Here is a 22,676-nt window from a genome sequence, read left to right as displayed (position 1 = left end):
CCCGAGCCAAGGTTGGTTCCCCCGGCCCGGGTCGCAGGTTCCCTTAGACGCCGCGATCGGCACCATGCTCCGCCGACACCCCGGCGGCGGCCGGGTCGAGGCCCCCTTCCACCCGCACCCGGTACACCTCCAGCACCGGGTTGGCCAGGAGCCGCTCGGCCATGGCCCGGGCCTGTTCCGCCGCCTCCCCCGGGTCCCGCGCCGCCAGGTCCAGCTCGATGCGCTTGCCCACCCGGACCGCGGCCACGCCCGGGTAGCCGAGGGCCCGCAGGGCCGAGCGCACCGCCTCCCCCTGGGCATCCAGCGCCCCGGGGCGCAGGCTCACCTCCACCACCACCCGGAAGAACCGGCGCCCTGCCGGCCTCACGCCGGGGGCGGGCCCGCCGAGGGGAGACCCTGGATCACCGCTTGTCGCCGCGATGGCGGCCCGGCCTTTCTCTCTCGACCGTCCCCGGGCCGGTTTCCCCTGCGGCCGGAGGGCTTCGCCCTGGCCGGACTTGCGGGAAGCCCCTGACGCCGGGTTGCCGCCGGTCCCCGAAGGCGCCCGGCCTGCCACCGGGCGTCCGTGCCGCCCCGGAGCGGGGGCCGCCGCCCCGGCGCCGTCCCGGGCCGGGCCGCGGCCCGCCGCCAGGCCTTCGCCGGCCTCGCACAGGCGACTCATCGCTGTCCCTCCAGCCGCCGCCACACCTCGGCGTAGGCGCCGGCCACGCCGCCCAGGTCCTGCCGGAAGCGGTCCTTGTCCAGGGGCTCGCCCGTGACCCGGTCCCAGAGGCGGCAGGTGTCGGGGGAGATCTCGTCCGCCAGCAGCAAGGTGGAACCCGGCCCCGGGGTGCCCCGCGAGCCGGTGCCCGGGCCGGACCCGCCGCCTCCGTCCTGGCCCGGCGCGGGGCCGGTGCTCTGACCGGAGGGACCGGCCCCAGGTTCCGTGGGCAGGACCGCCCCCGCGCCTTCAGCCGGCACGGCGGCGGGGGCGGCGGCCGGCGGAGCCGCCGGGGTCCATGCCCGCCCGAACTCCAGCTTGAAGTCGACCAGCACCAGGTCGCGCTCCAGCAGGTAGGAGCGCAGCACGCGGTTCACGGCCAGGGCCATGGCCTCGATGCGGTCCACTTCCTCCGCGGTCGCCAGCCCCAGCAGCCGCACGTGGGCGCGGTTGATCAGGGGATCGCCCAGATCGTCCCGCTTGTAGTAGAGCTCGGTGACCGGTTCGTCCAGCACGCGGCCCGGCTCCAGACCCAGGCGGCGGGCCAGGCTGCCGGCCACCACGTTGCGTACGACCACCTCCAGCGGGATGATCTCTACCCGCCGGCACAGGAGCTCCCGCTCGCCCGCCTCGGCCACCAGGTGGGTGGGAATGCCCGCCGCCTCCACCACCCTCAGCAGGTGGGCGCTGATCCGCGCATTGAGGCGCCCCTTGTCCCCGATGGTGCCGCGCTTGCGCCCGTCGAAGGCGGTGGCATCGTCCTTGAAGCAGATCCGCACCAGCCCCGGATCCGGGGTGGCAAAGACGACCTTGGCCTTCCCCTCGTAGAGCCGCTCCCCGCGCGGGGGCAGGGCCGGTTCCGCCATCGCCACGGCTGCTCCCCTCCCTGAAACGCCGCGTCAGCCGTCCTCGCCGGGCTCCAGGCCGGCCCGGCGAAAGATGAAATCCACGTGGCGCAGGTCGTCCCGGGGGTCGAACAGGGCCTCGATCTCGCCGGGCGCCAGGACCCGCCGGATCCGGGGGTCGGCGGCCACCAGCTGCCGGAAGGGCGCCTCCCCCTGCCAGCCCCGCATGGCCAGCTCCTGGACGATGGCGTACGCCTCCTCGCGGCGCAGGCCGCGTTCGACCAGCGCCAGCAGCACCCGCTGGGAGTAGATCAGGCCGCCGGTCCGCTCCAGGTTGGCCGCCATGGACTCGGGATAGACGTGCAGGTCGCGGACGATCTCCGCCAGCAGGGCCGTCATGTAATCGGCCAGGATCAGGGCGTCGGGCAGGATGATGCGCTCCACCGAAGAGTGGGAGATGTCCCGCTCGTGCCAGAGGGCCTGGTTTTCCAGGGCGCTGACCAGGTAACCGCGGAGGACCCGGGCCAGGCCGGAGATGCGCTCGCACTTCTCGGGGTTGCGCTTGTGGGGCATGGCCGAGGAGCCCTTCTGGCCGGCGCGGAAGGGTTCTTCCACCTCCCGGACCTCGGTCCGCTGGAGGTGGCGGATTTCCACGGCCATCTTGTCGTAGGTGCCGGCCAGGATGGCCAGGGCGGCCAGGAGCTCGGCATGGCGGTCCCGGGCCACGATCTGGCTGGAGACCGTCTCGGGCTCCAGGCCCAGGCGGCGGCAGACGTAGGCCTCCACCCGCGGGTCGACCCGGGCGTAGGTGCCCACGGCCCCCGAGATCTTGCCCACCGCCACGGTGCGTCGAGCCCGCTCCAGGCGCTCCAGGTTGCGCCCCAGCTCGGCGTACCAGAGGGCGAGCTTCAGGCCGAAGGTGATGGGTTCGGCGTGGACGCCGTGGGTGCGGCCGATCATCACCGTGTGCTTGTGGCGCCGGGCCTGCTCGCCCACCGCCTGGCGCAGCGCCCGCACCTCGCCCAGCAGCAGGTCCACGGCCTGGACCAGGTTGACGGCCAGGGCGGTGTCGACCACATCGGAGGAGGTCAGGCCGTAGTGGACCCAGCGGGCGTCGTCGCCCACCTGCTCGGCGATGGCCGTGGTGAAGGCGATGACGTCATGGTGCACCTGGCGCTCGATGGCCAGGATGCGGTCGACGTCGATGCGGGCCCGCTGCCGGATGCGGGACGCGGTGCCGCGGGGCACGGTGCCCAGTTCCTCCCAGGCCTCGACGGCCAGGAGCTCCACCTCCAGCCAGGTGGCGTACTTGTGCTCCAGGGTCCAGAGGCGGCCCATGGCGGGCCGGGTGTAGCGCTCGATCATGAGGCCACCGCCTGCCCTCCGGGGGTGGCCCGCCCGCCGCCAAACCGGGGCTGGGGCTGGCGCTCGGGCTGCGGCTCGGACCCAGGATGAGCCTGAGGATGAGACGGGGGCTGGGACACCGGCCGGGCCGGCGACGGCGACGGGGGCTCGGAGGCCTCCTGAAGGTGGGCCGTGGCCCTCCCCAGCTCGGCCTGCAGCCGCCGGTCGGCCTCCTCCACCCGGGCCTGCATGCGCTGCCGGTAGGCCTCCAGGCGCCGGCGCAGCTGAGGATCCTTGAGGGCCAGGATGCGGGCCGCCAGCAGGGCGGCATTGGCTGCACCGTCCAGGGCGACGGTGGCCACCGGCACGCCCCGCGGCATCTGGGCCGTAGCCAGCAGGGCGTCCAGGCCTCCGGCCGCGCCGCCTTTGAGGGGCACGCCGATCACCGGCAGGAGGGTATGGGCCGCCACCACGCCGGCCAAGTGGGCGGCACTGCCCGCGGCGGCGATCAGGACCTCCAGGCCTCGCTCGGAAGCCGTGGTGGCGTAATGGGCTACGCGCTCGGGGGTGCGGTGGGCCGAGGCGACGGTGGCCTCGAAGGGGATGTCCAGCTCCTCGAGAACCGCGAAGGTCTCGCGCAGGGTGGGCAGGTCCGAATCGCTCCCCATCAGGATGCCGACCCGGGGCGCGGCGGCCCGCCCGCCCAGGGCTTCGGCCGGGCTGCCCGCCGGTTCGTCCCGTTCCACGGTGATCCCTCCCCGGTACGTGGATGGCAACGGGTTGCTGACCATTGTTCGGTTGTATAGTGGGTACGTTCCTCGTCCACCTCCCATTTCAGGCGGATCATTATCGAATGTCAATCCCGCATTGTCGGGAGGAACGTTCGGTTACCGGCGGCGGGCGGGACGGCAGGAGCCCTGTGGCCGCCCGGGGAACCCTGGGAAGGGGAGCCGCCCGCCGCCCACCCTGCACGCTACGGGGACGGCCCCCGGCGGAGCGGCCGCCGCCCGGCGCGACCCGTGCGGCCGGGCGGTCCTGGGGCAAGGCGCCGCCCCCATGGCGCCCGTTGGCAGGGGGCCGCCGGCGTTCAACAGCATTCGGCAGGCGCTTTTCGCCCCGGGGATCATCGGGCCCAGGGGCCGCCCGCCCGTGCCCCGGGCCAGCCCCGCGCAGGGCCATGCCCCCGGGGCGCCCTGCACCGCAAGGAGGAGGTAGGTGCCATGCTGATCGTCATCAACCGCATCTGGCCCGAACCGGGCTCCGAGCAGCGCCTGGAGGAGGCCTTCTCCCGCTCCCCGGGCATGAAGGATGTCCCCGGCTGCCTGGGATTCGAGTTCTGGCGCAGGGAAGCGACCGGCCCGGCCGGTCATCCCGGGGCCGGCGCAGCGGATGCTGCGGGCGGCGCCGGCGGCCGCAGCGAGTACCTGGTGGTGACCCGCTGGGAGTCCCGGGAGGCGTTCGAGGCCTGGCGCCGGAGTGCCCACTTCCAGCATGCCCATCGCGACACCGGGGCCTCCGCCGGAGCGCGCAGCGAGCTGGCGGTTTACGAGGTGCTGCGCCGGGTGTGAGCCGCACCACCCGAGCCGCACCGCCCGCACCGGCCCTTACCGGCCCGTTCCCGCGGCGGCCTGAGGAGCGGGTTTCCCGTGTCTGGGGGGACAGCAGGTCCGGTGACCCGGTGAGCCCCGGCCGTGACGGCCGCAGCGCCGGCCGTCACGGCCGGGACGCCGGCCGGGGTGCCACTGCGGGCGCCTCGAACGGCGGCGCCTCGAGCGGGTCTTCCGATGGGCAGTTTGCCGTTGACGAGGATGACGGCGGGGTCCCATAATCGGGCCAGGGATTTGCGAGTAAGTCGATAGGGTTTTTGGGTAAGGCGTGAGCGGCCCCACGGCCTGCCCGATGACCCCTGGCCGCCTACCCCGAGGAGGGATCCACCGTGCACGACGGCATCCCGGTGCCCCTGGTGCGGGCCAACCAGACCTTCATCATCCTGGCCGCGGTGCTGAGCTTCCTGTTCCAGTTCCGCCCCGGCGCCCTGATCGGGCTGGTCGTGCTGGCTTTGCCTCTGGTCTTCGGTCCCCGGGCCCACCTGGTGTTCCACCTGGCCCGGCCGCTGCTGGCCCGCCGCCTGCCCGGGGCCGAGCGGGAAGACGCCCACGTGCAGCGCTTCAACCAGACCCTGGCCAGCCTGTTCTTCGGCATCGGTGCCGCGGGCCTGTACCTGCTGGCGCCGGTGGCGCCCCTGTGGGGCGCCATCGTCGGCTGGGGGGCGCTGCTGGCGGTGGCGACGGTGGCCTTCATCGCCACCCGCGGGTTCTGCCTGGGCTGCACCATCTACTACCAGCTGGTGCGGCGCGGCTGGATCCGCAGGCCCGGGTCGACCCCGGCGGTGTGAGGGGCCGTCCCGGCGGCCCCAACGCCAGGTCCCGGCTCGCCGGCCAGAGCCGCCTGACCCCTTGACAGGCCGGCGCCGGGACCCCATAGTAATCGGCAAACCGTGGTAGCCCCGTGACAACGGCCGTGACCGGCCTCATCGTGCCCAACGGCGCCGGGAGGACGAGTACTCGGCGGCCGCCCGGCCAGAGAGCGGGACCTGAGCGCTGAAAGTCCCGTCCGGCGGCCCCGCGGGAAGATCCCCTCCCAGGCCGGTTCCTGCCCCTGCCGCAGCAGGGGCAGGAACCGGCCCGCCGCCGCCCGAACGGGTGGTTCCCTGCATCGCGTTCAGGTGCCGCCTGCATCGCGTCCGGGTTCCACCCCAGTAGACGCGGCCGGGTTCTCCCGTTAACGGGACAGGGCATCGCCCCTTGCGGGCCGTGCCCGGCGAGAGGGCCGGCAGCCCATGCTCCGTCTCCTCCCGCGCCGGCTCCCACCGCCCAGCCTGGTGGGAGCGGTCCGGCGGGGCTGCAGGCCAATGAGGGTGGTACCGCGGATGGCATCGCAAAGGAAAGCCCCCGTCCCTCGGGACGGGGGCTTTTTGCATCCAGACCCCCCAGGAGGTGATTCCCCATGGGCGACGGCAAGGCAGCCCGTCTCCCCCAGGCCGGCGGCGCCCCGCTCCAGGCGCGTTCCCCCGGCCGCACCCACCCGGCAGTGCGTCCAGGCCCCGGATCCCTCGCCGCGGGACCAGGGACTGGGCCCGTTGACGTGGTGCTCTATGACACCACCCTGCGCGACGGCACCCAGCGGGCGGGCATCCACCTCACCCTGGCCGACAAGCTGCGCCTGGCGCGCCGCCTGGACGACTTCGGCATCCCCTACATCGAGGGCGGCTGGCCGGGATCGAACCCCAAGGACGCCGCCTTTTTCCGGGCCCTGGAGGACCAGCCCCTCCAGCGATCCCGGCTGGTCGCCTTCACCAGCACCCGCCGCCCGGGCGTAGCGGTCCAGCACGACCCGGCCCTGGCGGCCGCCCTGGCCGCCGGCACGCCGGCGGTCTGCGTGGTGGGCAAGGCCTGGGACCGGCACGTGACCGTCGCCCTGGGCACCCGCCTGGAGGAGAACCTGGCCATGATCCGGGAGACGGTGGCGCACCTCGTGGCTCACGGGCGGGAGGTGATCTTCGACGCGGAGCACTTCTTCGACGGGTTTGCCGCCAACCCGGAGTATGCGCTGGCCGTGCTGGCCGCGGCGGAAGAAGCCGGCGCCAGCTGGCTCGTCCTGTGCGACACCAACGGCGGCTCCCTGCCGGACGCCGTGACCCGGGCCGTCCGGGCGGCGGCCGCCGCCACCCGGACTCCCCTGGGCATCCACTGCCACGACGACGCCGGCCTCGGCGTGGCCAACTCCCTGGCCGCCGTGGCCGCCGGGTGCCGCATGGTCCAGGGCACGATCAATGGCTACGGCGAGCGCTGCGGCAACGCGAACCTGCTCACCGTGGCCGCCAACCTGGAGCTCAAGCTGGGCCTGCGTTGCCTGCCCCCCGGGGCCCTGGCCGAACTGACCGCCGTGAGCCGCTTCGCCAGCGAGGTGGCCAACCTCCCCCACCGGGAGGAGGCGCCCTACGTGGGGGCCAACGCCTTCGCCCACAAGGCGGGCATCCACGTCTCCGCCCTGCTCAAGGAGCCGGCCCTCTACGAGCACGTGGATCCGGCCCGGGTGGGCAACGACCGCCGGGTGCTGGTGTCGGAGCTGAGCGGCCGCGCCAACCTTCGCTATGTGCTGGGAGCGGAGCTGGACGAACCGGCCCTGGCCCGGCTGCTGGAGCGGATCAAGGAGCTGGAGCACGAAGGCTACCAGTTCGAAGGCGCCGAGGGCACCCTGGCCCTGCTGGCCTGGGAAGTACAGCAGGCGGCGGGCAGCGCCGGCACCCCGGGCGGGCAGGCGGCCTTCCCTGAAGCGCCCGTCCCGGAGGCGGCCAACCCCGGGTGGCCCTTCCTCCTGGAGTCCTACCGGGTCACCGCCCTGCACGACCCGGCGGCGGGATCGCGGGTGGAGGCCACCATCAAGGTCCGGGTAGGTGAGCGGATCGTCCACACGGCGGCCGAAGGCAACGGCCCGGTCAACGCCCTGGACGCCGCCCTGCGCAAGGCGCTGTCGGAGGTCTACCCCGATCTTGAGCAGGTGCGCCTGGTGGACTACAAGGTGCGGGTGCTGGAAGGGGATGCCGGCACCGGAGCCCGGGTACGGGTGCTGGTGGAGTCCACCGACGGCCGGGCCCGCTGGGGGACGGTGGGCGTCTCCACCAGCATCCTGGAGGCATCCTGGCAAGCTCTGGCCGACGGCTTGCGATATTACCTTCTGGGGCTGGCCACGGCCCCGGCCCCCGGCGGACCGGACCCGGGCCCGGAAGCCCGGCCCACCGTACCCGCGCCGCCCGGCGCCGCCGCGAGGCACACAGCGCCGGCAACGCAGCCGGCACAGGGGAGACAGGCGCGGCAGGCGTGAAGCGCAGCCTCACGGCGGTGCCGGGACCGCCATATCGCCAGGAACGGGCCGCCCAGGTCCCCGGAGAGAGCAGGGGCGCCGCCCTTCAGAGGGCGGCGCCCGCTTCGTCACAGGAGGCCGGCTGGCCGGCTTCGTCCCGGGTGCGGAAGGACTGGCCGCAGCCACAGGTGTGGACGGCGTTGGGATTGTGGATGGCGAAGCCCGAGCCCGACAGCGACTCGACGTAGTCCACCCGGGCACCCTTGAGGAAGCGGGCGCTGGCGGAGTCGACCACCACCCGCACCCCGTCCTGATCGATCACGGTGTCGTCGTCGTGAAGGTTGGAGTCCAGGGCCAGCCCGTAGTTGAAGCCGCTGCAGCCCCCGGGCTGGATGAAGACGCGCAGGGCCAGGTCGTCCCGCTGGCGCTCGGCCAGCAGTTCCTTCACCTTGGCCACCGCTTCCGGTGTCAGGGTGATCATGCCCTCACCTCCCTGGCCAGGGACAAGCGAACCGGGCCGCGGCCGCCGGGCCGCCCACCCCCCTTTTTCATACACCTTATCACAGCCGCCCGAGGCCGGCGGCAGGGGCCGGATCGCAATGGGTGCAGGCTACGCTGCGGCACGGGGCGGTCAACCTGCGAGCAGCCGCTCCTGCGAGACACCGCCCGGACCGCGACCCAAGCGTTCCAAAGGACGGGGCCGGGCCCATCCTGCTGTGGACTGCCCGGCCCCCTTTGCCCTCCGGCAGCTTTGCCACGAACCTTTAGGCGAACTGGGCCTCCAGCTCCCGGTAGTCGTCCTCGCCCAGCTCCAGGTCCTGCTGGACCAGGCCCTCCTCCGGAAAGCCGGGCAGCTGCTCTTCGAAGGTCGGCTTGTCGGTCTCGTAGACCACGCCGATCACCATGCCGCCCGTTTCCATCACCTTGCGCAGGGCGGCGGCCCGGTCGTGACGGTCGTAGTCCGGGTCTTCGTCCAGGTTGACCAGCCGCGCCTTGAAGTAATCGTAGGTGTTCAGCTTGTTGAAGGTCACGCAGGGGCTGAAGACATTGACCAGCGAGAACCCCTTGTGCTGGATGGCCTTCTTGAACACCTCGGCCATGTGGTTGATCTCGCCGGAGAAGGCCTGGGCGACGAACCCGCAACCCTGGGCCAGTGCCAGCTCCAGGGGCCGGATGGGCTCCTCAACCGACCCGTAGGGCGACGTCTTGGTCTTCATGCCCTTGTCGCTGGTGGGCGCCAGCTGGCCCGTGGTGAGACCGTAGATGTGGTTGTCCATCACGATGTAGGTCAGATCGACGTTGCGCCGGATGGCGTGGATCACGTGGCTCAGACCGATGCCGTAGCCGTCCCCGTCGCCGCCGGCAGCGATGACCGTCAGCTCCCGGTTGGCCAGCTTGACGCCCTGGGCGATGGGCAACGCCCGGCCGTGGATGCCGTGGAACCCGTATCCGCCGAAGTACTGGGAGATCTTGCCCGAGCAGCCGATGCCCGAGACGACCACCACGTCCTCGGGCTCCAACCCCAGGTCGATCACCGCCCGGGTCAGCGCGTTCAGCACGCCGAAGTCACCGCAACCCGGGCACCACGTGGGCCGCGCCGCCCGGAAATCCGCCACCTTAGCCATGGAGCAACACCTCACGCGCCCGGGAATAGATCTCGCTGGCCAGGAAGGGGTCGCCGTCGTACTTGGTGCAGTTCTGGATCTTGTCGTGGAAGCCCACTTCCCGCGCCAGATACCCCGCCAGCTGGCCGGTGTAGTTGTTTTCCACCACCAGCACCCGGGGCGCCGCCTGCAGGTAGCCGCGCACCTTCGCCCGGGGGAAGGGGTACAGGGCCCGCAGGTGCAGGTGGCCGACCTTGTAGCCGTCCTTTTCCAGGCGGGCTACCGCCTCCTGGATGCGGCCGATGGTGGATCCCCAGCCGACCAGCAGCAGATCGACCCGCTCCGCCGGTTCGTCCCCGTAGTAGTCGACGTAGTCGCTGAGATCCAGGCTGTCGAGCTTGCGCATGCGCTTCTTCATCTGGATCTCGCGGGTGGCGGTGTCCTCGATCTCCTCGGTGCCCGCCTCGTCGTGCTCGTTGCCCAGCGCCACGTAGCGGCCGTTGCGCATGCCCGGCAGGCTGCGCGGGGAGATTCCGGACTCGGTGACCAGATAGCGCTTGTAGGCCCCGCGCTCCATGGCGTCCAGCTCTTCCTGGGTGATCAGGGCGCCCCGGTCGATCCGCACCCGGCTGTAATCCAGGCCGTCGATGGACTGGCGCGACATGCCCAGGGAGAGGTCGCTCACCAGGTAGACCGGGCACTGGTAGCGCTCCGCCAGGTTGAAGGCCTCGACCGCCAGGTAGAAGCAGTCCTCCACCGTGGCCGGGGTCAGCACGATGCGCGGGATCTCGCCGTGGGTGCCGAAGATCAGCTCGTTCAGGTCGCTCTGCTCCGTCTTGGTGGGCAGGCCCGTGGAGGGGCCACCCCGCATCACGTCGACGACGACCAGCGGCGTCTCCGACATCCCGGCCAGGCCCACGGCCTCCTGCATGAGGGAGATGCCCGGCCCCGAGGTGGAGGTCATGGCCCGGACGCCCGCATAGTTGGCGCCGATGGCCATGTTGACCGCCGCGATCTCGTCCTCCGCCTGGACCACCACGCCGCCGTACTTCGGGAAGTTCTTGAGGAACCAGTACATGATCTCCGTGGCCGGCGTGATGGGATAGGCGGCCAGGAAGCGGCAGCCGGCCGCCAGGGCGCCGAAGGCGATGGCCTCGTTGCCGGAGATGAACAGGCGCCGCTGCACCTGGGGGCGCCGGGGCAGGGTGGCCACCTGGCCGATCTCCCGAACGCCGTACTCGAATCCCCGGCGCAGGGCCTCCATGTTGAGCTCGACCACCTGGTCGCCCTTGCCGCCGAAGCGCGCCTCGATGGTGGGCCGGAACTCCTCCACGGGCAGGCCCACCAGGGCGGCGGTCACGCCCACGGCGACCATGTTCTTCATGATGGGGTTGCCCAGCTCCCGGGCGATCTTGGTCAGCGGCACGCCGTAGACCCGCACCGGCCGGCCCTCGGGAACCCGCGCCTTGAAGGTGTCGTCGTAGACCACCACGCCGTCCCGGACCAGCTCGTGCAGGTTGTGGTCGATGGTCTTCTGGTCGAAGGCGATGAGGACGTGCAGCTCGTCCCCGTGATGCCGGATCAGATGGTCCGCGGCCCGCACCTTGTAGTTGGTGTGGCCGCCCTTGATCAGGGACATGAAGTGCCGGTACTGGTAGACGTAATAGCCCAGGCGGTTGAGGGTCTGGGACACGATCTCGCCCGTGCTGTCGATGCCCTCGCCCTGCTGCCCGCCCACCTTCCAGTTGAACTCTCCGGTCAAGGTCCTGGGTGCACCCGTTGCAGGGTCGTGCAACTCCCTGGCCACTGCCCTCACCCCTTTGCCTAACACCACTATACCACCAGTTGGCGATGATTCTAAGGCATCCTGCCGCTGCCATGCATTTCACCGTCGAGGGCCGACCGTTCACCTCCGGGGAACGACCGCTGGCGGCGCCAGGTTGGTACCGGAAGAACCAGCCGTTGCCATGGCGGAACGACTTGCACAGCGCATCCGGGGGCCTTCTCTGCAAGTGGGGAGCATCGGACTTGCACCCGCCGCAGTCCCAAGCAAGTTGGGTAAGCCGCCCCTTGCAGCCCACGGCTCCCGGCTGCCCGTCGCCGGCGCCGGGCAGCCGGGGGGCGCCCGCCCGGGCACATTGGGGATCGGCGCCCATCGGCTCGGGCATCAGGGGCGTTCGGCACGGGGACGGAGCGGCAGCGAGGGAACTCTCCAGCGGTGCGGCGGCCTGGGCCCGGAAGGGCGGCCCAGGCCGGTGGGAGGTGGCACGGCAGGGCGAGGCCTGCGGCGGAACGGCAGGGGGGCTCGCCCGGGCCGGCCGGACCCGCGCGGGCGAGAGCAGCCGCCGGCGGGCTGAAAGGGCGGCCCCGTCCGCGGGCGGGGCTCCATGGCAGGCAGGAACTGCGATGCCCGGGGCGGCCGGGCCCGGCGGGCATCGCCGTGGGGGCGGCGGCTTGCTGCCCGCCGGCCCCCCCAGCCTCCCCCCGGAGGTCCGGGGGGGGTCCGTGGTGCGGGATGGGTTCCGGGATCAGGTCAGGGACAGGATCAGCCGGTTGGGATCGTCCACCGTCTCCCGCTGGGTGATCATGTCGACGATCTTCTTGCGCGCCCGCAGGTCGCCGATCAACACCGCCCCCACCAGCCGGCCCTCGAGGAAGAACAGGCGCTGGTACTGGCGGTTCTCCCAGTCGACGTGGGAGACGGCCTCCACCTCGGGGTGGTTCTCGGGGGTGGCGCCGATAGCCGTGATCTTCGAGTCGAACAGGCCGCTGGAGTAGACGGGCACCTCGCGGTAGGACCGGTTGGCCCCCACCATGTTGGCGCCCACCACACGGCCATGGGTCATGGCGTTGTTCCACGTGCCCATCTGGTTGTGCCGCCCGATGAACACGTCGAAGAAGCGGGCCACGTCCCCGGCGGCATAGATCCCCGGCACGCTGGTCTCCAGCCGCTCGTTGGTCACCACGCCGCCCTGGACTTCGACCCCGCTGCCCGCCAGCAGCTCCGTGTAGAAGTCCAGGCCCAGGCCGCAGCCGACCATGTCGGCCTCGATGGTCTGCCCGCCGGTGGTGGTCACGGCCTTGACGGTGCCGCCGGCGGCGTGGACCTGGGCCACCTCTTCGCCGTAGAGGATCTCGATTCCGTGGTCCCGGGCCAGCAGGTCCACCAGCCGGCCGCCGTCCTCATCCAGGATGCGGCGCAGCCAGCGGGGGCCGCGGATCAGCCACACCACCTCGAGGCCGCGGCGGCGGAACCCTTCGGCCAGCTCGTAGGCGATGAAGCTTCCCCCCACCACCACGGCCCGCCGGGCGGTGGCGAAGCGCTCGACCATCTGGCGGGTGTCGTCCAGGGTCTGAAAATAGTAGACGCCGGGTGTGTCGGCGCCCGGCGCGGGCAGGGGCCGCGGCCGGCCCCCGGTGGCGATCAGCAGCCGGTCATAGGGATAGGTCTCGCCCGCCTCGGTCACCACGACCCTCTCGTCCGGGTGGACCGAAACCACCCGCGTCTCCAGGCGCAGGTCGATCCCCTTGTCGGCGTGCTGCTCCACCGACCGCATGAAGACCTTGTCTTCGGACACCGTGCCCTTGAGGTAGTGGGGCAGGGAGACCCGGTTGTAGAGCGGGTAGGGCTCGGCCGCCAGCAGGGTGACCTGGCTCTGGGGCTCCAGCTTCTTGATGGTCTCGGCCGCCGTGGTGCCGGCGACACCGTTGCCTACGATGACGTATCGCTTCGAGTCGGCCATCGACGCTCCTCCTCGCCGCCCCCGGCGGGCGCCGAGGGCGGCGCCCCGCGGGGCGGCCACCCGGGGCTCCGCGGGCCCGGCCACCTTGGGGCCGGTTCGTCCCGCGCCCGTCACCCGGCGCGCCGGTATGCAGACCACATCCATTATGTTGGTCTGTCGTGGGCAGCGCAACCAATCGCCCGTCCCCTGTAGCCCTACGCGGCGGCATCCCGTGGCGGCCGCCTCCGCCATCCCCCTGCCCCCTGCCGCCGGTTCCCGGCCAGGGCTGCAGGATCTTGAACCAGTCAGGGGTGCAGGATCTGGGATAAGAAGCGCCGGGCCCGCTCGTGGGCCGGCTCGCGGAAGAACCGGTCGGGCGGCGCCTCCTCGAGGAGCATGCCCTCGTCCATGAAGACGATGCGGTCGGCCACCTCCCGCGCAAAGCCCACCTCGTGGGTGACCACCAGCATGGTCATGCCCGAGGCGGCCAGCTCCCGCATGACGTCCAGGACTTCCTTGATCATCTCCGGGTCCAGGGCGGAGGTGGGCTCGTCGAACAGCATGATGCGCGGCTGCATGGCCAGGGCCCGGGCGATGGCCACCCGCTGCTGCTGGCCGCCCGACAGCTGGGCGGGATACTTGTGGGCATGGTCGGCCAGGCCCACCCGCGCCAGTAACTCGCGGGCCAGTTCCTCCGCCCGGCGGCGGGGCCACTTGCGCACCCAGATGGGCCCCAGGGTCACGTTCTGCAACGCCGTCAGGTGGGGGAACAGGTTGAACTGCTGGAAGACCATGCCCACTTCCCGGCGCACCGCCTCGATCCGGTGCAGGTCGGGCCCCAGCTCGATGCCGTCCACGACGATGCGGCCCCGCTGGATGGGCTCAAGGGCATTGATGGTCCGGATCAGGGTCGACTTGCCCGAACCCGAGGGGCCCATGATCACCACCACCTCGCCGGGCTGGACCTGAAGACTCACCCCTTTCAGCACGTGGACGGCACCGAACCACTTGTGGACGTCTTCGCAGATCACCATGGGCTGGGCTCCGATTGCCGGCGCCGTGCCACCCGCCGCGGCCGGCGTCGCCGAACCGCCGGTCGCGGCCGCCCGGCCCGTCGCCGGGAATGCGGTTCCGCCGCGTCCTTCCGGCCCCGTGGCGCCCGGCCGGTTGCCGTTCCGGGCGCCCTCACTGGCCATGCCCTTGGGCATCATCCGTCTCGCCTCCCTCCCGGTCGCCGCCGGCGGCGGGCCCGCGCCCTTCCGGCCCGCGCCGGCCCGCGCCCCCGGCCTGCCGGGGCGACCCGCCGTCCGATAGCCGGGGTCCTTGATCCCGCCGGGGCCTCAGCGCTCCCCCACGCCCAGACGCCGCTCCAGCCGCCGGCTGGCCAGCGACATGCCGTAGCAGAAGACCCAGTACACTGCGGCGACGAAGGCATACATCTCCACGTGCCGGCCCAGGTAGGAGGGGTTGGACAGCACGCTCTGGGCGACGCCGACGAACTCCAGCAGGCCCCACACCGCCACCAGCGACGTGTCCTTGAACAGGCTGATGAACTGGCCCACCAGGGCGGGGATCACCGCCCGCAGGGCCTGAGGCAGGATGATCAGCAGCACCGCCTGGGTTCCCGTCAGGCCCAGGGCCTGGGCGGCCTCCACCTGCCCGCGGGGCACACCCTGCAGGCCGCCGCGCACCGCCTCGGCCACGTACGCCGCGGTGAACAGCACGAGCCCGGCCGCCGCCCGGGTGACCAGGTCCGGCCGCACCGACGGCGGCAGGAACAGCGGCAGCGCCGTCATGGAGAAAAACAGCACCACCATGAGGGGCGTGCCGCGCACCAGCTCGATGTAGGCGATGGACAGGGCCCGGACCACGGGCAGGGAGCTGACGCGGCCCAGGGCCAGCAGCACCCCCAGCGGAAAGGACAGCGTGATGCCGGCCACCGCCAGCACCAGGGTCAGGATCAACCCGTACCCCGTGCCCGCGCCGCCTTGTCGCGGCACCGACAGCACCAGCACCATGGCCGCCGGCACCAGCACGACCCAGGCCGCCACCACCGGCATCTGGGCGCGCCGCCAGCGGGCCGGCCCGGCCCACGCCAGGCCGCTGACCACCACCAGCACCGCCAGCAGCACCAGGGCAGCCACCACCCGCCACAGCTGGTCGCGGGGGTAGGCGCCCACCAGCAGGAGCAGCAGGTTGTCGGTCACCACGTCCCACCGGGCCCGGCCAAAGGCCCAGGACAGGACCGCCCGGCCGGCCAGGGCCAGGATGGCCAGGGCCACCAGCGTGAGCAGGCCGTGATACCAGCTGGCCAGCAGGTTCTGGCGGGCCCAGGCGGCGGCCCGCTGCGGCCAGGGCGCCTGGGGCGGCGGCACCGCCACCGTGGTTGCGGCCGGGCCGGCCTGCCCTGCCGCCGGCCGGCCCGGTGCCGGTTCGGGCAGGGCAGGACCCGTCGCGGGTTCGTCCATCTACGCCACCCCCCGCCGCAGCGACCGGTTGTACAGGTTCATCAGCAGGGACGTCAGCAGGCTGAAGGCCAGATAGGTGGCGCCGACCAGCAGGAGCATCTCCAGGGTCCGGCCCGTCTGGTTGACGATGGTGCTGCTCACGTTCAGCAGGTCGGGGAATGCCACCGCCATGGCCAGGCTCGAGTTCTTGATCAGGTTGAGGTACTGGCTGGTCAGGGGCGGCACGATGATCCGGAGGGCCTGGGGGAACACCACCAGGCGCTGCACCAAGAAAGGCGAGAGCCCCAGCGACCGGGCCGCCTCCCACTGGCCCCGGGGAACGGCCAGGACGCCGCCCCGCACCACCTCGGCGATGAAGGCTCCGGTATAGATCACCAGCGCCAGCAGCAGGGCGGTGAATTCCGCGGACAGCATGAGGCCGCCCTGGAAGTTGAACCGGGCCAGCTGGGGCCTCTCCAGCACCAGGGCCGGGCCCGCGGGGAGGATCGCGGCCGCCAGACCGCCCGCCGCCAGCAGGCCCAGGGCAACCAGGCCCGGCCTGGTTGCCCGGCCTTCCTCCAGCCGCTTGCGCAGGAGGATCCGGTACGCCGTCGCCGCTGCCACCAGGGCCAGCCCCAGGATGGCCACCGCCGTGGGGAAGCCCGGACCGGGCCGCGGGGCCGGCAGCACCAGCCCCCGGTTCATCAGGAACACGGACCCGGGAAGGGCCAGGGCCTGGCTCGCCGGCGGGAGGGTGTAGACGATGGCACCGTACCAGAAGAAGAGCTGCAGCAGGAGGGGCGTGTTGCGGGTCACCTCCACGTACAGGGAGGCCAGGAGCCGCACCAGCCCGTTGGCGGACAGGCGAGCCAGCCCCGCCACCACCCCCACCGCCGTCGCCAGGACGACCCCCAGCACGGCCACCCGCAGGGTGTTGACCAGGCCGGCCAGGAAAGCGCGGCCGTAGGGGTCCGTCGCCTGGTAGGGGATCGAGCTTTCCCCGATGGCAAAGGAGGCGGGATGGCGCAAGAAGTCGAAGCCGGGCGTGATGCCCAGTTGCTGCAGGTTGCGCTGGACGTTGCCGAAAAGGTAGGTACCCGCTGCTACCGTAACCAGCACCACGGCCAGCTGAAGGAGCAGCCTCCGCAGGCGGATGTCACCCACCCCGGACCGCACCCGTCGGGTGGGCCATGCCGTCATAAACCCCCCTCCTCTTGACCAGAAAACGCGGGATCTGCGGACGCCCCTGACGCCCGGCGGCGTGGCCCGGCGGCTCCGGGCCCGCGTCCTGGGCCGGCACCGCTGCTCGCCGCGGCGGCGGATCGGCCGAACCTCTGGGGGCCCGCAGCGCCGGGGCCAGCGGAACGGGCCCGAGGCGACCACGCCGGGCGCCTGCCCGGATGCCGCTGGCGGCGGGAACCGCCACGTTCCCGCCGCCAGCGGCCCGCGGCATCAACGGAAGGGCGGCGAGTAGAGGAGACCACCGTTGGTCCAGAGCTCGTTGAGGCCCCGCTCCAGCTTGAAGGGCGTGTCGGGTCCCAGGTTGCGCTCGTAGATCTCGCCGTAGTTGCCCACGTGCTTGATCACGCGGTAGGCGAAATCGTTACTGATGCCCAGCCCCTTGCCCAGCTCGCCCTCGACGCCCAGGAAGCGCCGGATGTCCGGGTTGTCGCTGTTCTTGAACTGGTCCACGTTCTGCGAGTTGATGCCGAACTCCTCGGCCTGGATGGTGGCGAAGACGATCCACTTCACCACGTCGAACCAGGTCGAGTCGTTGTTCTTGACGGCCGGTCCCAGCGGCTCCTTGGACAGCATCTCGTCCAGGATCACGTGGTTGTCAGGATCCGAGAGGACCGCCCGCCGCCCGGCCAGCTGCGACTTGTCGCTGGTCACCGCATCGCAGCCGCCCGATTCATAGGTAGCATAGAGCTGGTCCGCATCTTCGAAGGTCTTGGGCGTGAAGCTGGCGCCCAGGGCGCGCATCCGGTCGGTCAGCACCATCTCGTTGGTCGTGCCGCTCAGCACGCAGATGGTGGCGCCGTCCAGGTCCGCCAGGCTCTTGACGTTGCGGTCCTTGCGGACCATCACGCCCCCGCCGTCGTAGAAGGTGGTGGGCAGGAACTCCATGCCGTTGACGGTGTCCCGCCCCAGGGTCCAGGTGGTGTTGCGTATCAGGACGTCCACCTCGCCCGACTGCACGGCGGTGAACCGCTCCTGGGCGCTGAGGGGCCGGAACTCCACGGCGTTGGGATCATCAAACAGGGCCGCGGCGATGGCGCGGCAGAAGTCGGCATCGAAGCCCGTCATCTGGCCGCTGGGGTCCAGGTAGCTGAAGCCGGGCAGCTGGCCGTTGACCCCGCAGATCAGCTTGCCCCGGCTGAGCACCACCTGCAGCCGGCTCTGCCCCGCCTGGTCCCCCGTGCCCCCGCTGCCGCCGCTTCCACCGCCGGTCGAACCGGCCGGCTGGGAGCCGCCGCTGGAGCAGGCGGCCGCCACCAGGGCGACCGCCGCCACCAGGGCGGCCGCGGCCACCCGAATGCGCCGTAACGACAAAAAGACCACCCCCAGGAGACTGGTGCGTTGAGGAATCCCGCGGGCCCAGGGACTCAATCGGCCCGCCGCCGCCGGAATTCGGCGATAGATCCTTGCTTTCGGCAGAAACCAGTCAAACCCTGCTGCTGCCAGCGGCCGGGCGACCCCTTTCGACCTCCCCTGGGCCCTCAGGCGGCGGCCCCGCGCCGGTTGCACAGGACCGGACAGGCACCCGCCGGTGGCTGGTGCGGCGGCTCGGCCCGGTTCGGCGGGACGGCGGCTTCGCGCAGGCTTGTAATCTCGCCGGCCGGCATGTATAAATATCCGAAAGCACCTATCCGGTCCTGGCGATGACGGGACCCGGAGGCACCCCCACGGCCGGGACAGAGAGCCGGCCCCGGCGGCTGCAAGGGCCGGCCCGGCCCGGTGCCTCGACCCACCCCTGAGCCGTGCGGCAACGGCCGTGTTCGCCCTGCAGGACCAACCGCCGCAGGAAGAACCGGCCCGAACCGCACCGGCGCCCGCCCGTTACGCGGGCCAGGGGATGGCGCCATCCCGCCATCCCTCAAGACCGGACGGGCGGCTGGCAGGTCCGGCCCCTGGTAGGCCTGCCGCCGGCGGCCGCCACGGGTGGTCTCGCCCCGGATCGGGCGGGCCGGCGCCGACGGCGCCCCTCGCCCCGGCGCCGTCGCCCCCTCGCCTTCGCGCCTGGCGGGGAGGGCGCGGCAAGGATGGGACCACGCCCTGCCGCGGCCGGCCGTCCGGTGAAGCAAGGTGGTACCGCGGTACCCCCGCCCTTGCAGGGCGGGGGTTTTTGATTTCCCGGCGCGGCGGCACCGAAACAGCTCCTGCCGGGCCGGCTGGACCTGGGGCGGCCCGCCGCCCGCCCGGACAGCCCCGAGGCAGGAAGCAAACCCGAAGCCGCAAGCACATCCCAGGGAGGTGGCCTCCATGACCGGCCTTGACATCGCGGTGGCCCTCATCGGTGCCGGCAAGATGGCCGAGTGCCTGATCGCCGGCTGGGTCGATGCCGGGTTCGACCCCCAGGCCCTGGCCGTGACCAACCGGCGCAACGACCAGCGGCTGGCCGAACTGGCGGCCCGGTACGGCGTCCGGGCGGAACGCGACAAGGGCGCCGTGCTGGCCGGTGCCCAGGTGGTGCTGATGGCGGTCAAGCCCGCCGACATGGCGGTGGCGCTGGAGCAGGTGGCGCCCTACCTGGACCCCGGGGCGGTGGTGGTGTCGGTGGCGGCGGGCATCCGGCTGGAGGACATGGCCCGCCGCTTGCCGGGCCGGCGGCACCTGGTGCGGGCGATGCCCAACACGGCCAGCCGCTTGCGCCAGTCGGTCACGGCCCTCTGCGCCGCGCCCGGGTGCAGCGAGGAAGCCTTTGCCAGGGTCCGGCGGCTCTTCGACCTGGTGGGGGCCACCGTCGAGGTGGACGAATCGGCCTTCGATGCCGTCACGGCCCTGAGCGGCAGCGGCCCCGCCTATGTTTACCTGCTGGTCGAGGCCATGCTCACCGCCGCCCACGAGCTAGGGCTCCCCGCCGAGGTGGCGCGCCAGCTGGCGGTCTGGACGGTGGTGGGGGCGGGCAGCATGCTGCGGGATACCGGCCTGCCGCCCGAGGAACTGCGCCGCCAGGTGACCTCCCCCAACGGCACCACCGCCGCCGCCCTGGCGGTGCTGGAAGAGATGGCGGTCCCCGACGCCGTGCGGCGGGCCGTCCACCGGGCCGCGGCCCGCTCGGCCGAGCTGGCGGCCCTGATCGCGGCCGCCGGCCCCGCGGCCGCAATCGACGCCGCGGCATCCTTCGCCGGGGCTGCCGCCCGCCACCCCGGCCACCCGGAGGACCCGGGCCACGCCGGCCACGCCGGAAAAACCGCCGTCCGGGACCGTTGAAGCCCGGCCCGGCGGCGTGGTGTACGGGCGTGGTGTACCATGGAAGGGCGAACCCGGGCCCTCCAGGGGGGGCGGGCCTTCAGGACCTTCCTCCCATGGCGGTTGGGGGCCCGGACCGGATGGGGCGGCGGTGCGGCCTGGCCCGGGGTCTGGGCCGCCGCCTGGACGGGGGGAGGCATGGGAATGCCCCAGCGTCTTGACGAGCCGGCCATCCAGGAGCGGCTGGCGTCCCTGCCGGGGTGGGAGCGCCAGGGCCACACCCTCCGCCGGGTGTACCGGCTGGCTTCCTTCCGGGACGCCGTGTTCTTCGTGGGCGTGGTGGCCGGGCTGGCCGAAGGGATGAACCACCATCCCGACATCGACATCCGCTACCGGCAGGTCACGCTGGTCCTGACGACCCACAGCGCCGGGGGCCTCACCGACCTGGACTTCGCCCTGGCCGCGGCCATCGACCGCCACACCGCCCGCTGGCGGGGTGCGGCCGGGGAAGGATCGGGCCCATGACGCACCGGGAAGTCCCGGCGCCGGGGGCCGCGGTGCCGGGCGGGCAGCCCGGTGCACAGCAGGGCGAAACCCCTGGGGGCGGGGAGCCCCGTCCACCCCAGGGCCGAACCCCTCCGGGCAGGGGGCCCGGGGCGCCCCAGGGCGGAACCCCTCCGGGCGGCGAGCCTGCGGGCGGCACCGGCGCGGACCCCGGTTCCGGCCACGGCGCCGGCCCCGACGCCGCTGGTCTGGCGAACCCGCGCCATCCCGACGACGCCATCCCCTTCCGGCGCCACCTGGGCATCCAGGTGGTCGAGGCGGCCGCCGGGCGGGCCCTCTTGCGCCTGCCCGCCCGGCCCGAGATCGGCAACCGCTTCGGGAATGTCCACGGCGGGGCCCTGGCCACCCTGGTGGACGGTGCCATGAGCAACGCCATCCTGTCGCTGCTGCCGGCCGGCGACCGCATCGGCGGTACCATCGAGCTGTCCATCCGGTTCCTGGAGCCGGCCCGGGGCACCGTCATGGCCGAGGGACGGGTCCTGCGCCTGGGTGGCCGGATCGCCTTTGCCCAGGCCGACGTGCGGGACGCCGGCGGCCACCTGGTGGCCACGGCCCAGGGCAGCTACGCCCTGCACCGGCACCGGCCGCCGGAGCGGCCCGGCTCCGAGCCGGGCCGGCCGGGCTGCGGCCCGGACCCGCTGGGCCGGGCGGGGCGCCGGCGGGCGTGACGGCTGGCGTACCGCGGCGCGGGCCGGGCCACCGGCGGCCCGCAGCCGGCCTGTGCCGCACCGGACGCAACGGCAGGCCGGGCTTGATGCGGCGACGGACCTGCCGGCTGGTGCGGAGGAAACAATTCCATTGCCTGATCTGGAGGGTCCAAGCTTGCCTCCAACCTCCTCGGACGCAGGGGACGCAGGACGAAGCGGCACCGGTCCCGCCGTGGCGAGCCTGCCGCGGGAACGGGCGACCCGGGTCCAGCTCAAGCCGGGGCGGGATGCCGCCCTGCGCCAGGGCCGGCTCTGGGTCTACCGCACCGACGTCTACACCGTCTCCGACGACGCCTACGACCCCGGCGACATCGTCCAGGTGGTGGACGCCCGGGGGCGGTTCGTAGGCAAGGGTTACATCAACCCCCGGTCCATGATCTTCGTCCGCCTGCTGACCGCCGACCCGGACGAAGGCATCGACCGCACCTTCTTCCGCCGCCGCCTGGAGCGGGCCCTGGCCCTGCGCCGGCGCCTGCAGGCGGCCCAGCCCGACACCGACAGCTTCCGGCTGGTCTTCGCCGAGGCCGACCTGCTGCCCGCCCTGATCGTCGACCGGTTCGCCGGGGTGCTGGTGGTCCAGACCCTGGCCCTGGGCATCGACCGCTGGCAGCCGCTGCTCGTCGAGCTGCTGGACGAGCTGGTGGCGCCCGAGGGGATCTACGAGCGCAACGACGTGCCGGTCCGGGAGCTGGAGGGATTGCCCCAGCGGGCCGGGTTCCTCAGGGGCCGGTTCGACCCGCGGGTGGTGATCCGGGAGAACGGCCTGCCGCTGGTGGTCGACGTGGCCCGGGGGCACAAGACCGGCCACTTCCTGGACCAGCGGGACAACCGGGCCGCCCTGCGGCGCTACGTCCGGGGGGCCCGGGTCCTGGATGCCTTCTGCCACACCGGGGCCTTCACCTGCCACGCCCTGGTGTACGGCGCCCGGGAGGTGGTGGCGGTGGACATCCAGGAAGAGGTCCTGGCCGTGGCCCGCGAGAACGTGGAGCAGGTGCGCCGCCAGCTGGGCAGCGGCGAGGCCCGGGTGACCTTCCACCACGCCAACGCCTTTGACTTTCTGCGGGCTCGGGCGGCCGAAGGCGAGCGCTATGATGTGATCATCCTCGATCCCCCGGCCTTTGCCAAAAACCGCCAGGCGCTGGCCGGTGCCTACCGCGGGTACAAGGAGATCAACCTGCGGGCGATGAAGATGCTGCCGCCCGGAGGGATCCTGGTCACCTGCTCCTGCTCCTACCACATGACCCGCGACCTGTTCGAAGAGATGCTGCTGGACGCCGCCCGGGATGTGGGCCGGCGGGTCCGGATCCTGGAGCGGCGGGGTGCCGCCCCCGACCACCCCGTCCTGCTGGGGGCGGGGGAAAGCGATTACCTGAAGTGCTACATCGTCGAGGTGTGGTAGACGGGCTGGTTCCTTCCACAAGGCAGGGATCGCGCAGGCTGGGGCTCGACCCCCAGCGGGAGAGCCCC

Annotated in this window: 19 protein-coding genes; 7 read left to right on the top strand and 12 right to left on the bottom strand. The window is 72.5% G+C overall.

What is annotated here, in order from left to right:
- Positions 1-43 precede the first annotated feature (43 nt).
- From purS to purE, 4 genes are all read right to left on the bottom strand, one after another.
- Entirely contained in the window at positions 44-367 is a 324-nt protein-coding gene (gene purS / locus THESUDRAFT_RS13870; protein ID WP_051009297.1) for a phosphoribosylformylglycinamidine synthase subunit PurS, read from the bottom strand.
- Positions 368-657: 290 nt separating this feature from the next.
- A complete protein-coding gene (locus THESUDRAFT_RS14320) occupies positions 658-1,572 on the bottom strand; it encodes a phosphoribosylaminoimidazolesuccinocarboxamide synthase (protein ID WP_006903711.1) in 915 nt (304 codons plus the stop codon).
- A 27-nt stretch (positions 1,573-1,599) separates the two neighbouring features.
- A complete protein-coding gene (gene purB / locus THESUDRAFT_RS05280; RefSeq protein WP_006903710.1) occupies positions 1,600-2,910 on the bottom strand; it encodes an adenylosuccinate lyase in 1,311 nt (436 codons plus the stop codon).
- Positions 2,907-3,635, bottom strand: a complete 729-nt coding sequence (purE, locus tag THESUDRAFT_RS13325) for a 5-(carboxyamino)imidazole ribonucleotide mutase (RefSeq protein WP_006903709.1) — start codon at positions 3,633-3,635, stop codon at positions 2,907-2,909. The genes purB and purE overlap by 4 nt, the downstream gene beginning before the upstream one ends.
- A 474-nt stretch (positions 3,636-4,109) precedes the next feature.
- On the opposite strand from purE, the gene THESUDRAFT_RS05270 reads away from it, so the two are divergent.
- From THESUDRAFT_RS05270 to cimA, 3 genes are all read left to right on the top strand, one after another.
- Complete coding sequence (locus THESUDRAFT_RS05270; RefSeq protein WP_006903708.1) at positions 4,110-4,457, top strand: antibiotic biosynthesis monooxygenase family protein; 348 nt, start codon at positions 4,110-4,112, stop codon at positions 4,455-4,457.
- Positions 4,458-4,825: 368 nt separating this feature from the next.
- Complete coding sequence (locus tag THESUDRAFT_RS05265; protein WP_006903707.1) at positions 4,826-5,284, top strand: DUF4395 domain-containing protein; 459 nt, start codon at positions 4,826-4,828, stop codon at positions 5,282-5,284.
- A 611-nt stretch (positions 5,285-5,895) separates the two neighbouring features.
- On the top strand, positions 5,896-7,773 hold the full coding sequence (gene cimA, locus THESUDRAFT_RS05260) for a citramalate synthase (RefSeq protein ID WP_006903706.1): 1,878 nt from the start codon (positions 5,896-5,898) through the stop codon (positions 7,771-7,773).
- 85 nt (positions 7,774-7,858) lie between these two features.
- On the opposite strand, the gene erpA is transcribed toward cimA, so the two are convergent.
- From erpA to THESUDRAFT_RS05220, 8 genes are all read right to left on the bottom strand, one after another.
- On the bottom strand, positions 7,859-8,233 hold the full coding sequence (gene erpA, locus THESUDRAFT_RS05255; protein WP_006903705.1) for an iron-sulfur cluster insertion protein ErpA: 375 nt from the start codon (positions 8,231-8,233) through the stop codon (positions 7,859-7,861).
- Positions 8,234-8,516: 283 nt separating this feature from the next.
- Positions 8,517-9,377 carry a 2-oxoacid:ferredoxin oxidoreductase subunit beta gene (locus tag THESUDRAFT_RS05250; RefSeq protein WP_006903704.1) on the bottom strand — a complete coding sequence of 287 codons (861 nt, stop codon included), beginning with the start codon at positions 9,375-9,377 and terminating at the stop codon, positions 8,517-8,519.
- Positions 9,370-11,163, bottom strand: a complete 1,794-nt coding sequence (locus THESUDRAFT_RS05245) for a 2-oxoacid:acceptor oxidoreductase subunit alpha (RefSeq protein WP_242823250.1) — start codon at positions 11,161-11,163, stop codon at positions 9,370-9,372. The genes THESUDRAFT_RS05250 and THESUDRAFT_RS05245 overlap by 8 nt, the downstream gene beginning before the upstream one ends.
- A gap of 721 nt (positions 11,164-11,884) precedes the next feature.
- On the bottom strand, positions 11,885-13,099 hold the full coding sequence (locus THESUDRAFT_RS05240; protein WP_040826299.1) for an NAD(P)/FAD-dependent oxidoreductase: 1,215 nt from the start codon (positions 13,097-13,099) through the stop codon (positions 11,885-11,887).
- Between the two features lie 284 nt (positions 13,100-13,383).
- Positions 13,384-14,112 carry an amino acid ABC transporter ATP-binding protein gene (locus tag THESUDRAFT_RS05235; protein WP_040827019.1) on the bottom strand — a complete coding sequence of 243 codons (729 nt, stop codon included), beginning with the start codon at positions 14,110-14,112 and terminating at the stop codon, positions 13,384-13,386.
- Positions 14,113-14,418: 306 nt separating this feature from the next.
- Positions 14,419-15,546 (bottom strand): amino acid ABC transporter permease, encoded by a 1,128-nt coding sequence (locus THESUDRAFT_RS05230; protein WP_006903700.1) that lies wholly within the window; start codon positions 15,544-15,546, stop codon positions 14,419-14,421.
- The gene (locus THESUDRAFT_RS05225; protein WP_006903699.1) at positions 15,547-16,725 is read right to left on the bottom strand and encodes an amino acid ABC transporter permease; all 1,179 of its coding nucleotides are present in this window, start codon (positions 16,723-16,725) and stop codon (positions 15,547-15,549) included. It abuts the gene before it with no gap.
- 252 nt (positions 16,726-16,977) lie between these two features.
- Positions 16,978-18,087, bottom strand: coding sequence for an amino acid ABC transporter substrate-binding protein (locus THESUDRAFT_RS05220; protein ID WP_242823249.1), 1,110 nt, complete (start codon positions 18,085-18,087; stop codon positions 16,978-16,980).
- Between the two features lie 921 nt (positions 18,088-19,008).
- Here THESUDRAFT_RS05220 and proC point away from each other — a divergent pair.
- From proC to THESUDRAFT_RS05200, 4 genes are all read left to right on the top strand, one after another.
- A complete protein-coding gene (gene proC / locus THESUDRAFT_RS05215; RefSeq protein ID WP_006903697.1) occupies positions 19,009-19,959 on the top strand; it encodes a pyrroline-5-carboxylate reductase in 951 nt (316 codons plus the stop codon).
- 183 nt (positions 19,960-20,142) lie between these two features.
- On the top strand, positions 20,143-20,463 hold the full coding sequence (locus THESUDRAFT_RS05210) for a 4a-hydroxytetrahydrobiopterin dehydratase (RefSeq protein WP_006903696.1): 321 nt from the start codon (positions 20,143-20,145) through the stop codon (positions 20,461-20,463).
- Positions 20,460-21,170, top strand: coding sequence for a PaaI family thioesterase (locus THESUDRAFT_RS12190; protein ID WP_006903695.1), 711 nt, complete (start codon positions 20,460-20,462; stop codon positions 21,168-21,170). Before THESUDRAFT_RS05210 ends, THESUDRAFT_RS12190 begins: the two co-directional genes overlap by 4 nt.
- A 154-nt stretch (positions 21,171-21,324) precedes the next feature.
- Positions 21,325-22,608 (top strand): class I SAM-dependent rRNA methyltransferase, encoded by a 1,284-nt coding sequence (locus tag THESUDRAFT_RS05200; RefSeq protein WP_006903694.1) that lies wholly within the window; start codon positions 21,325-21,327, stop codon positions 22,606-22,608.
- The last annotated feature ends 68 nt before the right edge of the window (positions 22,609-22,676 follow it).

This window comes from Thermaerobacter subterraneus DSM 13965 (genome assembly GCF_000183545.2).
In the GTDB taxonomy this organism is placed as follows: domain Bacteria; phylum Bacillota; class Sulfobacillia; order Thermaerobacterales; family Thermaerobacteraceae; genus Thermaerobacter; species Thermaerobacter subterraneus.
Note: the sequence above shows the minus strand (reverse complement) of the source record. Positions and strands in the feature narration are given on the sequence as shown.

Bases quoted from the DNA above. Each gene is read 5' to 3' on its own strand.
- purB (WP_006903710.1), bottom strand. From the start codon at position 2,910: ATGATCGAGCGCTACACCCGGCCCGCCATGGGCCGCCTCTGGACCCTG.
- THESUDRAFT_RS05235 (WP_040827019.1), bottom strand. From the start codon at position 14,112: ATGGTGATCTGCGAAGACGTCCACAAGTGGTTCGGTGCCGTCCACGTG.
- THESUDRAFT_RS05225 (WP_006903699.1), bottom strand. From the start codon at position 16,725: ATGACGGCATGGCCCACCCGACGGGTGCGGTCCGGGGTGGGTGACATC.
- proC (WP_006903697.1), top strand. From the start codon at position 19,009: ATGACCGGCCTTGACATCGCGGTGGCCCTCATCGGTGCCGGCAAGATG.
- erpA (WP_006903705.1), bottom strand. From the start codon at position 8,233: ATGATCACCCTGACACCGGAAGCGGTGGCCAAGGTGAAGGAACTGCTG.
- THESUDRAFT_RS05250 (WP_006903704.1), bottom strand. From the start codon at position 9,377: ATGGCTAAGGTGGCGGATTTCCGGGCGGCGCGGCCCACGTGGTGCCCG.
- THESUDRAFT_RS05270 (WP_006903708.1), top strand. From the start codon at position 4,110: ATGCTGATCGTCATCAACCGCATCTGGCCCGAACCGGGCTCCGAGCAG.
- THESUDRAFT_RS12190 (WP_006903695.1), top strand. From the start codon at position 20,460: ATGACGCACCGGGAAGTCCCGGCGCCGGGGGCCGCGGTGCCGGGCGGG.
- THESUDRAFT_RS05230 (WP_006903700.1), bottom strand. From the start codon at position 15,546: ATGGACGAACCCGCGACGGGTCCTGCCCTGCCCGAACCGGCACCGGGC.
- cimA (WP_006903706.1), top strand. From the start codon at position 5,896: ATGGGCGACGGCAAGGCAGCCCGTCTCCCCCAGGCCGGCGGCGCCCCG.
- THESUDRAFT_RS05210 (WP_006903696.1), top strand. From the start codon at position 20,143: ATGCCCCAGCGTCTTGACGAGCCGGCCATCCAGGAGCGGCTGGCGTCC.
- THESUDRAFT_RS05240 (WP_040826299.1), bottom strand. From the start codon at position 13,099: ATGGCCGACTCGAAGCGATACGTCATCGTAGGCAACGGTGTCGCCGGC.